The organism is Ensifer sp. R1-3 (assembly GCF_056739175.1).
The window spans coordinates 967,213-982,835 of record NZ_CP096515.1 but is presented as its reverse complement, the minus strand read 5'-3'; the positions used below and the strand labels follow the sequence as shown (position 1 = coordinate 982,835).

Sequence of the window (15,623 nt, the reverse complement as noted above, 5' to 3'; positions counted from 1 at the left end):
AAGCGCAAGTCGCTGCGGCACGTTGCTCCCGCTTGTTGCAGGTCATCGTAAGTGCAGCGCAATTACCGCTTGTCTGACGCGTCCGGTGTAACGCCTGCGCCACGTGCGCTGCGCATTTTCAAAGCGCTGGTCCGGTATTCGCGCCGATAGGCGCGCGAAAAGGCCGAGAGACTGTCGAATCCGCAACGCAGGGCGATGTCACGCATCGGAATTCCGGTATCACGCACGAGCCGGTGGGCGACCTGCAGCCTGAGGCGCAGGTAATAGGCGCCGGGGCTCGTCGAGAGGCCTTTGGCGAAGAGCGTTTCGAGCTTGCGCTGGGAGACGGAAAGCCGGCGCGCCAGCGCCGCGACGGTCATCGGACGCTCGAGCGTGCGCTCCATGAGCCTGATGGCCGCGGCAAGCTCCGGGTCGCGTGCCTCGATACGGCCGAGCGAAACGAAAGGCTGGACATCCGTCGGGCCGTGCATCTGGTCGTAGACGAAAATGCTCGCAACATCCAGCGCCAATGCAGGCCCCAGTCTCTCGGCGACGAGATGCAGCATCATGTCGAAGGTCGGCGACGCGCCGCCTGAGGTCCAGTATTTACCGTCGATCACGAAACGGTCGCCGATCACCTCCAATTCCGGAAAAGCCTGGCTGAAATCTTCGAGCTCCTCCCAATGGGCGGTAGCCTTGCGGCCATTGATGAGCCCCGAACGGCCGAGCAGCCAGCACCCGGATTCGACGCCTGCGACGATGTCGAAATGTCGTGCACATTCCTGCAGGGTCGCGAGAAACCGCTTGCCGGCGTGCCTGTGAAGATTGAACCCGCCGATGATGAGGAGAAGATCTCCCACGACAGGCAGGGTGAAACTTCCGTCCACGGCAATCGGCACACCGCAGGTCAGCATCACCGCCTGGCCGTCGGCAGACAGCAGCCGCCAGCGGAAGACCTCGTGCCCGGCCACTCGATTTGCCGCGCGCATCGGATCGAGGACCGAGGCAAAGGACATGATCGATGATTCGGGCAGGACGACCACCACGACTTCAATCGACGATTGTGCAGAACGGTTCGCAATCATGCGCATAACGTCAAATTTTATGCGCGATATGTCAAATCCCAAACGTGCGTTAGGGCATTATCGACCGGCAATCGATCTCTTTTGCGGGCATTTGCAGGCCCGCTCGGAGATGATGTTCCCCTTTTCCGCTACTTTCGGAAGGGCCGGCCGGAACAACCGCCGGCCCTCTTTCTTTCCCTCGGAACGGGCGGTTCGAAGGCGTTGTTTTTCGCAGACTCGCACCCGATATGTTGCTAATCTCTGCCGCAACAACAGGAGGCATCTGTGATGATCAGAAATGTGCTTGTTGCAGTCTTCGGGGCTTCGCTGCTCGGGGGAGCGGCCCATGCAGCCGATTTGGCACAGGCACCGGAGCCGGCGCCGACGGTCGAGACGATATCCAGCTTCGTATGGACGGGCGGTTATCTCGGCTTGCAGGGCGGAGGCGGCTGGTTGAACAGCGACCTCAGCGTTCCGGGCGGCAGCGCCTCCGAAAAATTCAGCGGCGGCCTCTTCGGCGCCTTCGCCGGCTACAACTATCAGCATGGCGACTGGGTCGTCGGCGTCGAGGGCGATGTCAGCTACAACTGGAACGATGAGACCGTCACCGTCTTCGGATCCGACACCGAAGCCGGGACGGATGTTTCCGGATCCGTGCGCGCCCGCCTCGGCTACACCGTAAACGACCGGACGCTGATTTACGCCACCGGCGGTTGGGCAGTAACGCGCGGCTTCGTCGATGTCGCCGGCGCGCCCAAGGAAAAGGAAACCTTCAACGGCTGGACTATCGGCGGAGGCGTCGACTACGGCTTCACCGACAGCGTCTTCGGACGCGCAGAATATCGTTACAACGATTTCGGAGACAAGGATGTGGGCGGCGTCAACGTCGACCTCGACCAACACCAGTTTACCGTCGGCGTCGGCGTGAAGTTCTGATCGCCGCAGGAGTTTCGATCAAGGACCCGGCAATCGCCGGGTTTTTTCTGAAGGCCATATCGGCTCCGACATGAGAAAGCAGCAGGCATCAGGAGACGGGTTGCGGAAGCGGGACGGGATGTAACCGCAGCACGTCGAAACACTACGGGGAGGAAGGATGGGAAGATTTCTGGAGTTCTTGGGCGGTGCGATCGTCATCGGAACGCTGGTTTTGCTGGCGATGACACTGGTCCCCTCTCCCGACGTGAAAAGCCTTGTCGCTGTCCTCCCCTGGGCCTTTCCGGCGGTTGCCGGCGGCCTTCTCCTCGTCGCCTTCGGCGCGATGCTCGACCACCTTGCCGCCATACGCTCGGCGGCAGACCGGCAAGCCGATATTTTCCAGCAATTGCTCGAGCGGCGAAACACAGCGAAGAAGGAGTGAGGCTTGCCATCGACCGTCACTCTTCGACGATCAGCACCTCGAACGTTATGCAAACGGCATCAACGCCGTAGGCTATCTCACCCTCGAATATGGTGCATTCCGTATCGACGATCGCGATATCGAGTTTCGCTTTAGCCTGTCCGCTTCGATCGGGTGAAAGCGTCCCCTTGCGAATAAGCAATTCCGAAGCGGCCGATTCCATGACCTGGCCGTCGGCGAAAGTGCAGCCGACGAGACTGCCGATGCCGTGCAAAGTCGCCCGCTCGATGCCGTGCTCGGCTGCGGTGCGCTCGATCGCCGGATGGATCGGTTCGTTCGGTTTCAAACGGCAGAGAACGGCGCGCCGCGTCGTGATGGCCGGTGCGGCGGTATGAGGCACAGGCGTGAACAGACGGAACCGGGTCTCGCTGTCCTCCAGTTGGTCCATGATGGCGCCCGACATGATCCAGGCTTCCGCCTCCACCGGTTCGGCGAATTGCGAGTCCTTCGGCATCACGTGCCCGGCTGCGCGCAACCCGTCCTCGTGCCGCCAGACACCATGGCCGTGCAGGAACGGCTCCCCGTCGCGCCGGCCGAACGTCATGACCAGATCTTCGATGGGTGCGCGGCCATCAGGCGCATGTATGTCGCTGTACCAGGCGGCATGAATGCCGTCATCCGAGAGAGTCGGTGTGACATAGGCAAGCGGCGCAAACGCACCGCCCCTGACCTCTATCATCGCGCTGTCGCAGCCTTTTTCCGCGAGCGCCTCATGGACGGCTTCGAGCACGCTCCGGCCCGGTTTGAAGGTCAATCGCGCCTTTTCGGCGTGGCACCCGAGAGAGATTACCCTCGGCGTGAACGGTGCACCAGGTTGGCGGAGACTCCGCATCATCGTCCTTTCAAAGCCAGACCGGCGTTGACGAACCCTCCATCGACCGCCAGGACCTGGCCGTTGATATAGCTCGCCTCCTCCGAGATCAGGAACGCCGCACTGGCCGCGATTTCCCGCGATGAACCGTAGCGGCGCTGGGGGATGCGCTCGTGCCATTGCGCACGCACGTCATCCGTATGGACGGCACGCGACAAAGGCGTGTCGATTGCACCGGGAGCGATGGCGTTGACGCGAATTCCATCCTGTCCGAGCTCGGTCGCGAGAATGTAAGTGAGCAGGTTGACCGCGCCTTTGGAGGCGCCGTAGGCGGCGCGTCCCTTGTTGCCGACAAGGCCCGATACGGAGGAGATGTTGACGATTGCACCGGGCGTGGCCGTCGCCAGCCAATGACGCGCCGCCTCGCGGCAGACGATGAACGTGCCGGTCAGATTGACGTCCAGAATGCGGCGGAAATCGTCGACGCTGGTCTCGACGGCAGGCCTGTCCATCGCGATGCCGGCCGAATTGATGACCGCCCGCAGCGGTGCGCCCGCCGCCGCGGCCGTCGCGATGGCCGATTCGACCTCCTTTTCATCCGTCACGCTGCAGGCGATTGCCTGGGCGGGATCGATCGGGATCGCGCGGCATGCGTCCGCCAGCGCATCGGCATTGCGATCCATCAGGTAGACCCTCCAGCCGCGCTCGTGCAGAAGCCTCGCTATTTCGAGGCCGATACCGGATGCGCCTCCCGTGATGAGCACGGATTTCATTCCATCGTTCACGGGGCAGCACTCCTGCGCTCTCCGATGCCAGCGGAACCGATATCCAGTTCGCCACGCCGTTCGAGTTCCTCGCGGATCAACTTCTTGGTGATCTTGCCATAGGCCGATTTTGGCATTTCGGACCAGAACACGATCTTCTTCGGAAGCTTGTAGCGGGCAATCTTCCCGTCCAGCCATTCCCTCAGAGCCGCCGCGCCGACCGTCGCACCGCCACGTGCGACGCAAACCGCGATGCCGACCTCTCCCCAGACCGGATCGGGAACGCCGACGATCGCCGCCTCGCTGATATCCGGATGCATCAAGAGCTTTTCCTCGATCTCGCGCGGATAGACGTTGGACCCGCCGGAGATGAACATGTCGGAGGCGCGGCCGGTGATGTAGAGGAAGCCCTGCGCATCGACATGGCCAAGGTCGCCTGTACGAAACCAGCCGTTGCGGAACGCTTTCGCGTTGGCCTCCGGGTTCCGGTAATAGCCGGCAAACACCGCCGGGCCGATCACGCAGATCTCGCCGGTTGCGCCCGCCGGGACTTCGTTGCCGTCTTCGTCCTGGATCTGCAGCTGCATGCCCGTCCGTTCGAAGCCGCATGTGCCGATACGCGCATCCGGGCCGTCCTCCGAGCTGTGGAAGGCGGGCGGCAGGACGGTGATCGCTCCCGTCACTTCGCCGAGACCGAAATACTGCACCAGCACGGCGCCGAGCTTTTCCAGCGCCTTTTTCTGGTCGGCACGGTACATCGGTGCGCCGGCATAGATGACATAGCGCAGCGACGAGTGGTCGTATCGATCGACCGACGGGTCCTCGATGAGCAGCTTTACGATAGTCGGTACGGCGAAGAGGTTGTTGACCCTCCATTTTTCGACTAGGGCCCAGAACTGCGGTATGTCGAGCTTCTCGGACGGCAAGAGGATGGTGGTTGCGCCCCTTGCGACCTGGCACAGCTGATGGATCCCGGCGCCGTGCGACAGCGGCGCAACGACGATCGACCGGTCGCGATGGGTCGTAGCCGGAAAGAGATCGCCGATATGGTTGTTGATGACGAAGGCCATTTGCCCGTGCGTCAGCACGGCAGCCTTGGGTCGGCCGGTGGTACCGGACGTATAGAAATACCAGCATGGATCATCGCGATCGACGGCAACAGGCGAAACCGACCTTCCAAGATTGCGCGCAACGATCGCGTCATAGTCTTCGCCGACCCGTGACGAGCCGATCGGGATGCATGATCCGATCTGCTCGCCCGCCGCCCGACATGCTTCGGCATGAGCCTCGAAGGCGGCCTGGAATATCACCAGCCTGGCACCGCTCGATTCGGCAAGATAGGCAACCTCCTCCGGCAGTTGCCGGAAATTCGTGGGAACCCAGACCGCACCTGCTCTGAAAGCCGCGAACATGGACTCGAACATCTGGTTGCAGTTGGCGGAGTGGACGAGAATCCGATCTCCCTTACGCACGCCGAACTCATGGACGAGCGCGTATGCCATGGCGTCGACCCGCGCCTCCACCTCGCTCCAGCGCCACCGGCGGTCCCCGTGAACGAGGGCGATTTCGTCCGGATTGCGTCTCGCTGCCTGCGAAAGGAAATTGGCAAGGTTCATGACCCGCGTCGAAACAGGGGTGACGCCGCCCTTGGGTTCGTTGTTCGTCATTTCGCCCGTTCCAGGATGGAGACATAGTTTGCGACGGCAGCGCCGCCCATGTTGAAGATGCCGGCGAGACCGGCGCCGGGGATCTGCATCTCGCCCGCCTCCCCCATAAGCTGCATGGCGGAGATGACATGCATCGAGACCCCCGTCGCACCGATCGGATGACCCTTCGATTTCAAGCCGCCGGAGGGATTGACCGGCAAGCTTCCGCTCCTGGTGGTGGTTCCGTCGCGGATCGCACGGTAGCCTTCGCCGGGTGCGGTCAGGCCCATCGCCTCGTATTCGATCATCTCGGCTATGGTGAAGCAGTCATGCGTCTCGACGAAGGAGAGATCGTCCAGCGTGGCGCCGGCCATGGAAAGGGCCGCTTTCCATGCCCGCCGTGGCCCGTCGAATTCCAGCATGTCCCGGCGGCTGAGCGCAAACACGTCGTTGACGTGGCTGCGGGCCCGGAAGGCGATTGCCCGCTGCAGCGTCGCAGCCGTGTCCGCGTCGGCGAGCACGAGGGCTGCCGCCCCGTCCGATACGAGCGAGCAGTCGGTGCGGCGCAAGGGAGCCGCGACGATCGGATTCTTCTCGGAAACGGTGTTGCAGAACGCAAAACCGAAATCCCTGCGCATATGCGCGTAAGGGTTGGCTACGCCGTTCGCGTGGTTCTTGGCCGCGATCATCGCAAGTTCCTCGGAACGATCGCCGTGACGCTGGAAGTAATGCTGTGCAATGCGGCCGAAGACGCCCGCAAAACCGCCTTCGACGTCGGCCTCCTCTTTCCTGTAGCTGCCGCCCAGAAGGATGTCGCCGACCTCTGCCGTCGGAACGGCGGTCATTTTTTCGGCGCCGATGACGAGCGCGATGCGGCCGCGGCCGGCCTCGATGAAATCCATCGCGGTATAGATCGCCGCCGAGCCCGTCGCGCAGGCGTTTTCGAGGCGCACGGACGGGACATGAGCGAGCGCCTCGTCGGTCATGCCGACAAGTGAGGCCTGAAACTCCTGCTTGGAGAAGCCGCCATTCATGACTCCGACAAAGATGCCGTCGACATCCGAGGCGGCAAGACCGGCATGGGCAAGTGCCGGCGCCGCAACCGCGGCCATCAGCGCCTCTGTGTCCGCGTGGTCGGTCTTGCCGAACTGGGAGTGGGCCCAGCCTACGATCTGCGCCTTGGTCATCTGGACAATCTCCTTTTGAGAGGTCTTGCAATGGAGGCTATGTGTCGCGTCCCGCGGTCGCGGAACTGCTCGGCGAGCTTGCTTTCGATGCGTGACGCTTCCTGCCTGAGAAGAGCTGCCAGCTCGCTCTGCCGCGGCTCCTGCATGCGGCTGTCGATGGCGGCAATGCTGATGGCCCCGGCGACGCCGCCGTCAGGATAGCGGATTGCGACGCCCACACCCCAGGAGTTGGTGAGGATAAGGCCGGGATTGACCGCATGGCCCTGAGCGCGGGTGAGTTCGACGCGCCGGCGCAGCTCGTCCGGCGCAAGCATCGGAAACTGCTCCTCGAGCACGGCGGCATTCTGCTCCAGCACGGACGAAACCTCCTCGTCCGGCAAGGCGGCCAGCATGGCCAGAGAGCCGGCGCCGACGCCCAGCGGATGCACGAAGCCCGCCTGGAGCGCGTGGGTGCGGATCGGAAAGCTCCCCTCCTCGCGGTGGAGACAGACCGACGACGCTCCGCGGCGCACGGAGAGAAAACAGGAGTCGCTGGTCTTCTGCGCCAGGCGATGCAGGCTTTCCGTCGCGAGGCGCAGGAGCCCGTGTCGGCTCGATGCGAGGGTTCCGAGCACATAGGCTTCTTCGCCGATATAGTAGCGCCGGTCGCGGTCGTCCTGCTCCAGGAGACCGGCCCTGATCAGGGCGAGCAGGAGGCGGCGCACCGTGGGTTTGTTGAGACCGCTCTTCTCGACGACGGCGCTCAGGGACATGCCGTCCAACTGCCGGCCAACCAGCGACAGGAGCTTCGCCGCACGATCGACGCTCTGCGAACCGGTCATGTCCCTGTCGGCCGGGTCGCCCATGTTTCAGTGTACCCCCATGATCGTGCAGCTCTGGCCGCCATCGACCGGCAGACAAACGCCGGTAATGAATTTCGCTTCGTCGGAGGCAAGGAAAAGCGCTGCATTGGCGACATCCCAGGCATCACCCATGCGCCCGCCCGGAAGCGCCGCGTTGCGGGCTGCCACCATTTCCTCGGCAGAGGCGTATTGCGAGGAGATCTGCTTGTAGATCAGAGGCGTGTCGATCAAGCCGGGGACGACACAGTTCGCGCGGATCCCGTGCGGCGCATATTGAGCCGCGATCGCGACCGTCGCCTGGTTGACCGCCGCTTTTGTCGCGTAATAGGCGAAATAGGGATAGCCGGTCCACCGGATGCCGGCGAGCGACGAGATGTTGACGACGGCGCCACCGCCGGCTTCGATCATGTGCGGGATGACAGCCTTGGCGGTGCGGAACACCGAGCCGAGATTGAGATCCACGGATTGTTGGAACTGCGCTTCCGACAACTCGACCGGTCCGCCCATATGCGTGACGCCCACATTGTTGTGCAGAATGGAAATGATGCCGAATGCCTGCCGTGCGGCCGCGACGGCCGCCTCGACAGATGCGAGAGCGGTGACGTCTGCAGCGATGGCTACGGCTTGCCCACCTTCCGACGCGATGATTGCCGCCGTTTCCTCGGCTGCCTCCATGTCGACGTCGACACAGGCGACCCTGGCGCCCTCACGCGCATAAAGCACGGCGGCAGCCTTGCCGTTGCCCCAGCCGGGGCCCGAGGAACCTGCGCCGAAGACGATTGCCGATTTTCCCTTGAGACGGTCTGCCACTTCGAAACCTCGGAAGGCGCCACACGCTCGTACGCGCCGCGTCGCTGCATCGGTCGGCGAACGGCCGGGTGAACGGCCGCCCGCCTCGTCATGCTCAGATGGTCAGCCGAGGCTGGTGCCTACGGCCTTCTCGAGAATGGCCCAGGCCTCGTCGCCGAACTTGCCCTTCCATTCGGCGTAGAAACCCGCCGACCTCAACGTCTCGCGGAAGGCTGCCTTGTCCGGGTCGGTGAACGTCATGCCGCTCTGGGTGAGCTGCTCGCGCACCGTGTCGTTCACCTTGGCGGTATCGGTGCGCTGGGCGATGGCCGACTCGTTGAGATGCTTGGCGGCAATCTCCCTTATGTCTTCCGGCAGGGTTTCCCAGGCCTGCTTGTTCGCCAGCATCCAGAACCCGTCCCACATATGGTTGGTCATGGCGCAATGCTTCTGCACCTCATAGAGTTTGGCGGTCGAGGCGATGGCCAGCGGGTTTTCCTGGCCGTCGACGGTGCCGGTGCTGAGCGCCGTGTAGACTTCCGCGAAATTGATCGTGGTCGGTGCAGCGCCGAAGGCGGTGAACATGGATTGCCAGAGCGGGCTCGGCGGAACGCGGATCTTGAACCCCTTGAGGTCCTCCGGCGTGTTGATCGGCTTGTTCGAACTGGTGATCTGGCGAAAGCCGTTGTCCCAGATCTTCTCCATGGGCACGAGACCCTTCTTCTCGATCTCGCCGCGCGCATAGGCGCCGAGCTCGCCGTCCATTGCCTTCCAGACGGTGTCGTAGTCGGGGAAGGCAAAGCCGATGCCGCTGATCGCGGCGTTGGGCACCAGGGTCGAGAGGATCAGCGGTGAGAGCGAGAAGAACTCGGTTGCGCCGTTGCGAAGCTGCGAAAGCGTTTCGGTATCGTTGCCGAGCTGGCTGCTCGGGAAGATGTTGATCTTCAGGCGCCCGCCCGTCTCCTCCAGGATCTTGTCGGCGGCTTCCTTCAGGCGAATGTTCAGCGGATGGGTGACCGGCAGGTTGTTTGCCAGCTTATAGGTGAAGTCCGCTGCATGGGCCTTGGTGCGGATCGAAGCCCCAAGCGCCACTGCTCCGGTGCCGAGCAGCATCGTCCTACGGGTTATTTTCATCGCTCTGTTCTCCTCCTGATCGTCGATGATGAATGTGGGTGGCGGGCTCACAGCAATGCGAGCGAGAACCAGGGCACGGCGGCGATCAGCAAGAGGCCGAGCACCATCGCGCCGATATAGGGCCAGATCGCTCCCATGGCCTCGTCGGGCGAAACCTTGCCGATCTTGCAGGCGATGTAGAAGCCGATGCCGATCGGCGGTGCCATCAGTCCGACGTTCATCGCGGTGACGATGACCATGGAATAGTGGACGTCATGGATCCCCATCGCACGCGCGATCGGAAACATGATCGGCGCCAGGAGCACGATCGCAGGGAGGCCTTCGAGCACGCAGCCGAGCAGCATGAACAGGGCGATCGAGACCAGCATGAAGGTGAACCATCCACCCGGCAGGCCGCTCATCATGTCGGTGAGCTCGAAGGCGAATCCGGTCTGGGTGAGCGCCCAGGCCATCGCCGCGGCGGTACCGAGGATCAGGAGGATCGCACCGCTCATCGCGGCGGTCTCGACCAGCATCCTGTAGGTTCGCCGCATGCCGATGCCGCCATAAAGGACAGTGCCGATGATGAAGGCGTAGACGACCGCGATGGTCGAGACCTCGGTCGCGGTCGCCGCACCGCTCGCGACGGCGCTGCGGATGATGAACGGCAGCACCAGGGCCGGCGCCGCGATCAGCGCCGTGCCGCCGATGCGTTTCAGCGACGGGCGCACGACGCCGTCGACATTTTCGCGGGCTGCCTTGATGCGTGCAAGCGCGGCAAGCGCGACCAGCAGCACGAGTGCGATGGCAAAACCGCTGGTGAACAGCGCCGCGATCGACACGCCGGCCACCGAGCCGAGAACGATCAGCACGATGCTCGGCGGTACGGTGTCGGCCATGGCGGCCCCGGTCGCCAGGAGCGCTATCATCTCCTTCGGCTTGTGACCACGGCGCTTCATTTCCGGAAACAGCGCCGGGGCAACCGTCGCCATGTCCGAGACTTTCGACCCGGAAATGCCGGACACGAGAAAGAGCGAGCCCAACAGAACATAGGACATGCCGGCCTTGACATGGCCGAGCATGGAGGCAAGGAAATCGACGATCGCCTTGCCCATCCCGGTCGCGTCCAGAATGCAGCCGAGAAGCACGAAGACCGGGACCGAAAGCAGAATGAGGCTGGACATGCCCTCATCCATGCGGCCGATCATGACCACCAGCGGCATCGATGTCGTGAAGGCGAGAAACAGAAGCGTCGCAATGCCGAAGCAGAAGGCGATCGGAACACCCATCGCGAGGCAGACGGCGGCACCGCCGACGAGAAAGATCAGAATGTTGCCGTTGCCGAACGAGCTGAGCGCAGGCGTCAGCAACCAGAGCACCAAAGCAACCCCGAGCACGAACGCCACTGAAACCACCACGTCGAGCGGCTTGGCGGTTCTGAGCAATTGAGCGACGGCCAGCAGCACCATGAGGACCATGCCGACTGCGATGGCCGCGGCGCGATAACCCGCCGGGATGTTCAATGCCGACGAAGTGATGTCCATTTCGCCGGCGGCATAGGTGTAGGCTGCCGGCAGCAGGACGAGAAGGAACGACATGATGGCGACCATGCCGAGCGTTTCGGTGAACTGCCGCGCCCTTTCGCCGAGAGCATTGAGAAGGATTGTCAGACGCAGATGCTCGCAACGGTCGATCGCGATGGCCGAACCGAGCATGGCAAGCCACAGGAAGGCGATCGACGCCGCTTCATCGATCCAGACGATCGGTCTCGACAGGCCATAGCGAAAAGCCACGCCGGAGAGCAGCATGGCGATAATCGCCACAAGCAGAACGGCGGATAGCGCTTCGACGGGGCGCATCAGCCGCGAACCCGGCCGGGCCTCCATCGTCTCTGCGAGCACGGCGAATTCGGAAACGCCCTCCGTCGTGGTGGTCATCGGCTTTCCTCCCTTTTGAACCGTCCGATCGCGTTGCGCGCGCAAGTCGTGCGCATCACGGCGGATCGAACGGCGTCAAAGCTCCTCCCCAGAGGCGTCGACCGAAACCAATGGCGGCATCGGAACGACATTCCTGATCGTCCGCCGCCCTCCACAGCGACTTTCGATCAGGTCCATTTTGTAGGTGAAAGGAAAACACCAATCAACACGTTCATACAAGACACTGAAACCACGAGGTAATTCTTGTTAAGACGGGTCCATAATATGAACCATGGCCTCATCTTCGAGCCTAGGCCCTATGGTCACCGGGTATCAGTCGCCTTGCGGCCGCAACGGTCCGACCAAGCCACTCGTGCTCCAGCCTGCGGGTTGCCTCCATGTCCTCCGTCTGCGGCAGCCAGTGCTCGAGAATGCAACTCATGTCGTCCGGGCAATGCGACAGGCACGCGAGGATTTCCTCGATCTCCGCCCGGCCCTCGCCAAGCGGCGTGCCATGGATACGGAAGCCGACGCCATAGGGATCGGGGGTAATCCGGTAGTCCTTCAGATGCAGGTTGATCGTGTAGGGCGCCAGCATCCGGATCGTCGTCATGGGCCACTCGCCGGCACAGATCGAATTTGCCACGTCCAGGCAGACCCCGAGTGATTCGTCCGCAACAGCCTCCAGCAGCTCCACCATTCGCGGAGAGGGATAGTTGAAGTGGTTCTCGATGGCGAAGCGCAGGCCTGACCGTTTCCCGTCCGGGAGTATCTCCCGGATCTGGGCAGCCAGTTCGTGCACGGGAATCTGCGCATCGGCGGCATCAAGCGCGACGCGCAGGATCCCGGAACCGATCCGCTCGCCGATCGGGATATAGCGGCCGAGTTCCTCCGCGTCGAAGCTCTGCGTACCAAGCTCCAGCGCCATACCGTAGCTGTCGGCGCGCTCCCTGAGCGCCAGTTGCTGGGCGGGAGTCAGGCGGTCGAGCGGCAGATTGTCGGCATACTGGACCACGCTCAGGCCGTGAGCGTGGGCGATCTCCAGCACCTCCATCGCGGTCATCGGCCGGACAGGCTGCAGATCCTTGATGCCTATCGACCAGCGGAAGGCATAACTCCCCAGTCCGAGCTTCATGGACTCCTCCAAAATTTAAAAGGTGCCTGCCGAGGCGCCGCTTCCCGATCAATGGATCAGCGAGCCGCCATTCACGTCGACTTCCGAGCCGGTGACGTAAGCCGAAAGGTCGGAGGCGAGGAAGAGCGCGCAACCGGCCACATCATCCGCGGTTCCCGGGCGCCCCATGGGAATGCCCGCCTTGATCTCCTCCAGTTTCTCCGGCGTCAGCAGGCCGCCCGTGATGTCGGTCGCGATGAAACCGGGGCAGATCGCGTTGACCCTCACATTGTCGGGTGCCAACTCGCGGGCCATCGCTTTCGTCAGGCCGAGGACGCCCGCCTTGGCGGCGGAATAGTGTGGACCGCCGAATATACCGCCGCCGCGCTGCGCCGAGACCGAGGAAAGGTTGACGATCTTGCCCTGTTTGCGCGATCGCATATGAGGGATCACCGCCTGGCTGCAGTAAAGCGTGCCGCGCAGGTTCACGTCGAGCACGGCATCGTAGTTCTCCGGCGCGATCTCCATGATCTTCAGCGGCTGGGTGATCCCCGCATTGTTCACGAGGATGTCGATCCGGCCCCATTGCGAAACCAAGGCATCCATGACGGTGCGAACGCTCGCGAGGTCGGTCACATTACATGCCATGCCGACATGCCGGGGACCGAGGCTGGCGGCCGCCTCCCTGGCAGCGGCCTCGTCAAGGTCGAGAATGGCGACCGTGGCGCCATGTTCGGCGAAAAGCCTGGCGGTGGCCTTGCCCAGGCCGCGCCTGGATGCAGCACCGGTGATCACGGCAAAATTCCCCTCGAGTAGAGCGGTTCCCATTGAAATTCTCCTGTTTTCCGGAAGGTCCGGCGCAGATCGCCGGAGCGAAGGGGTTAATGCGTCGAAACGGCGCGTCAAAGCCAGCTGCGGATTTTCTGCACCATCGACTTGGTCGAGATTCCGTAGCGCTCATGAAGCGTCGGCAGCGCTCCGGCATCCAGGAACTGGTCCGGCAGACTGATCATTCGGAATGCCGGCGTCGCGCCGTTCGAAAGGAGCGTCGCCGCCACGGCCTCGCCCAGTCCGCCAATGCATGTGTGGTTCTCCGCAGTGACGACCAGCCGGCCCGCCCGCCGAGCCTCGGCAAGGATCGTCCCGGTATCGAGCGGCTTGATCGTCGGGCAATGGAGGACCGCAGCCGAGATACCCTGCTCGCCGAGTTCGACCGCCGCATCGAGCGCCCGCATCGTCATGAAGCCCGAAGCGATGATCAGCGCATCGGTGCCGTCGCGCAGAAGCTTCGCCTTGCCCAGCTCGAACTTGTAATCCGGGCAATGCCGGCGGATCACCGACGGCACCTTGCCGCGCAAGAGCCGCATATAGACGGGACCCTCATGGGCTGCGATGGCGGGTATCGCCTCGGCCACGTCGATGGCATCGCATGGATCGACGATCGTCAGGTTGGGCAGGCCGCGGAAGATCGCCATATCCTCGGTTGCCTGATGGCTCGGCCCATAGCCGGTGGTCAGGCCCGGCAGGGCGCAGACGATCTTGACGGGCAGATACTCCTCCGCAATCGCCATGGCGATGAAGTCATAGGCCCGGCGCGAGGCGAAGACCGCATAGGTGGTGGCAAAAGGCATGAACCCCTCGCGCGCCAGCCCGGCCGCCGCCGAGATCATCACCTGTTCGGCCATGCCCATCTGGTAGAATCGCTCCGGGAAGGCCTCCGCGAAGATATGCAGGTCGGTGTATTTCGCGAGATCGGCCGTGAGGCCCACGATCCGATCATTGCGGCGAGCTTCCGCGACCAGGGCATGGCCGAACGGGGCAGAAACCGTCTCATAGCCCTCCGCCGCCAGCGAGGCGATCATCGCGGAGGTGCGCCCTCCCTTGCCGCTCTTCGGCGGCGGGCGCGGTTCCCATTTGCGGTGCGGGTCGTAGTTGCGGTTGACGCTCATGGTCTGTTCTCCTCAATCCGGCCGGTTCGCGTCGAGGGCGGCCAGCGCCTTCTGCCATTCGTCTGCGTCGACCCGGACGAAATGCGTCACCTCGCGTTGTTCGAGGAACGGCACGCCCTTGCACATCAAGGTGTCGCAGATGATCACGCGAGGCATGGCCTCTTCGAGCGCACGTGCCGCATCGAAGGCGGCTACGAGGGCGGGAATGTCATTGCCGTCGACCCGTTGAACATGCCAGCCGAAGGCGGCCCACTTTGCGCCGAGCGGCTCCGAACATAGCATCTCGGTCGACTTGCCGTCCGCCTGCTGGTCATTGAAGTCGACGAGGCAGATCAGATTGCCGAGTTTGTGATGAGCGGCCGACATCGCCGCTTCCCAGGTCGAGCCTTCGCCCAGTTCTCCATCCGACATCAGGTTATAGACGAAGGCCGGATTTTTCTTGGCCTTCAACCCGAGCGCCATGCCGACGCCGATGCCAAGTCCCTGGCCCAGCGAACCGCCGGTGATTTCCATTCCCGGCGTATAGGCTGCCATGCCGGACATCGGCAGACGGCTGTCATCTGTGCCATAGGTCTCGAGTTCCTGTTCAGGAAGGATTCCCGCTTCGATAAGCGCCGCGTAAAGCGCAATGGCATAGTGTCCGATCGACAGTAGAAATCGGTCGCGCCCCTCCCATTCCGGGTCCTGCCTTCGATAGGTCAACGCATGAAAATACGAAACCGCGAGGACATCGGCGATGCCGAGCGCCTGGCCCACATATCCTTGTCCCTGAACCTCGCCCATCCGAACGGCCTTGCGCCGGATTTCCCAGGCGCGACGCGCAAGGCTCGTGTTCGACAGCTGAACTGCCGGGCTTTGGCTGGTCATGGTTCCTCCCCTCACCTGTCGGCGCAAAAGACGTCAGCGCTGTAATTACTGAACGCGGCAGGGGCCGCCGGCAATTAAGCAGATCGAACAAGTTGTTAAGCAAAACTTAGGTGACGCCCCAGCGAAGATCGGCGATGGTCAAGCCCAGGCGGAGCGAGGAGGACGCTCAACTGCATGCAGTGCGCC

15 protein-coding genes are annotated in these 15,623 nt (G+C 63.0%); 2 read left to right on the top strand and 13 right to left on the bottom strand.

Features of this window, described 5'->3' with window-relative positions; translation table 11 throughout:
- Positions 1 to 62: 62 nt before the first annotated feature.
- Positions 63 to 1,070, bottom strand: a complete 1,008-nt coding sequence (locus tag M1D43_RS04740; protein ID WP_027990711.1) for a GlxA family transcriptional regulator — start codon at positions 1,068 to 1,070, stop codon at positions 63 to 65.
- 261 nt (positions 1,071 to 1,331) lie between these two features.
- On the opposite strand from M1D43_RS04740, the gene M1D43_RS04735 reads away from it, so the two are divergent.
- Complete coding sequence (locus M1D43_RS04735; RefSeq protein ID WP_003530975.1) at positions 1,332 to 1,979, top strand: outer membrane protein; 648 nt, start codon at positions 1,332 to 1,334, stop codon at positions 1,977 to 1,979.
- A gap of 157 nt (positions 1,980 to 2,136) precedes the next feature.
- Positions 2,137 to 2,400, top strand: a complete 264-nt coding sequence (locus tag M1D43_RS04730) for a hypothetical protein (RefSeq protein WP_003530972.1) — start codon at positions 2,137 to 2,139, stop codon at positions 2,398 to 2,400.
- A 16-nt stretch (positions 2,401 to 2,416) separates the two neighbouring features.
- Here the strand turns inward: M1D43_RS04730 and M1D43_RS04725 are convergent, their stop codons facing one another.
- From M1D43_RS04725 to M1D43_RS04670, 12 genes are all read right to left on the bottom strand, one after another.
- Positions 2,417 to 3,274 carry a PCC domain-containing protein gene (locus M1D43_RS04725; protein WP_153314199.1) on the bottom strand — a complete coding sequence of 286 codons (858 nt, stop codon included), beginning with the start codon at positions 3,272 to 3,274 and terminating at the stop codon, positions 2,417 to 2,419.
- Positions 3,271 to 4,023 carry an SDR family NAD(P)-dependent oxidoreductase gene (locus M1D43_RS04720; RefSeq protein WP_027990713.1) on the bottom strand — a complete coding sequence of 251 codons (753 nt, stop codon included), beginning with the start codon at positions 4,021 to 4,023 and terminating at the stop codon, positions 3,271 to 3,273. The genes M1D43_RS04725 and M1D43_RS04720 overlap by 4 nt, the downstream gene beginning before the upstream one ends.
- A gap of 8 nt (positions 4,024 to 4,031) precedes the next feature.
- Entirely contained in the window at positions 4,032 to 5,681 is a 1,650-nt protein-coding gene (locus M1D43_RS04715) for an acyl-CoA synthetase (protein WP_028010884.1), read from the bottom strand.
- On the bottom strand, positions 5,678 to 6,847 hold the full coding sequence (locus M1D43_RS04710; RefSeq protein ID WP_153314197.1) for an acetyl-CoA acetyltransferase: 1,170 nt from the start codon (positions 6,845 to 6,847) through the stop codon (positions 5,678 to 5,680). The genes M1D43_RS04715 and M1D43_RS04710 overlap by 4 nt, the downstream gene beginning before the upstream one ends.
- Positions 6,844 to 7,692, bottom strand: coding sequence for an IclR family transcriptional regulator (locus M1D43_RS04705; protein ID WP_153314195.1), 849 nt, complete (start codon positions 7,690 to 7,692; stop codon positions 6,844 to 6,846). The genes M1D43_RS04710 and M1D43_RS04705 overlap by 4 nt, the downstream gene beginning before the upstream one ends.
- Before the next feature lie 3 nt (positions 7,693 to 7,695).
- On the bottom strand, positions 7,696 to 8,499 hold the full coding sequence (locus M1D43_RS04700) for an SDR family NAD(P)-dependent oxidoreductase (protein ID WP_010969397.1): 804 nt from the start codon (positions 8,497 to 8,499) through the stop codon (positions 7,696 to 7,698).
- 102 nt (positions 8,500 to 8,601) lie between these two features.
- Positions 8,602 to 9,612, bottom strand: coding sequence for a TRAP transporter substrate-binding protein (locus tag M1D43_RS04695; RefSeq protein WP_027993751.1), 1,011 nt, complete (start codon positions 9,610 to 9,612; stop codon positions 8,602 to 8,604).
- A 47-nt stretch (positions 9,613 to 9,659) separates the two neighbouring features.
- Positions 9,660 to 11,528: a TRAP transporter large permease gene (locus M1D43_RS04690; protein WP_153314193.1), complete on the bottom strand. Its 1,869-nt coding sequence runs from the start codon at positions 11,526 to 11,528 to the stop codon at positions 9,660 to 9,662.
- A gap of 289 nt (positions 11,529 to 11,817) precedes the next feature.
- Entirely contained in the window at positions 11,818 to 12,642 is an 825-nt protein-coding gene (locus tag M1D43_RS04685) for a sugar phosphate isomerase/epimerase family protein (RefSeq protein ID WP_028010888.1), read from the bottom strand.
- Positions 12,643 to 12,690: 48 nt separating this feature from the next.
- Positions 12,691 to 13,449, bottom strand: a complete 759-nt coding sequence (locus M1D43_RS04680) for an SDR family NAD(P)-dependent oxidoreductase (protein WP_153314191.1) — start codon at positions 13,447 to 13,449, stop codon at positions 12,691 to 12,693.
- Positions 13,450 to 13,523: 74 nt separating this feature from the next.
- A complete protein-coding gene (locus M1D43_RS04675; protein ID WP_153314189.1) occupies positions 13,524 to 14,570 on the bottom strand; it encodes a transketolase family protein in 1,047 nt (348 codons plus the stop codon).
- A gap of 12 nt (positions 14,571 to 14,582) precedes the next feature.
- Complete coding sequence (locus M1D43_RS04670; RefSeq protein ID WP_010969403.1) at positions 14,583 to 15,437, bottom strand: transketolase; 855 nt, start codon at positions 15,435 to 15,437, stop codon at positions 14,583 to 14,585.
- Positions 15,438 to 15,623: the final 186 nt, after the last annotated feature.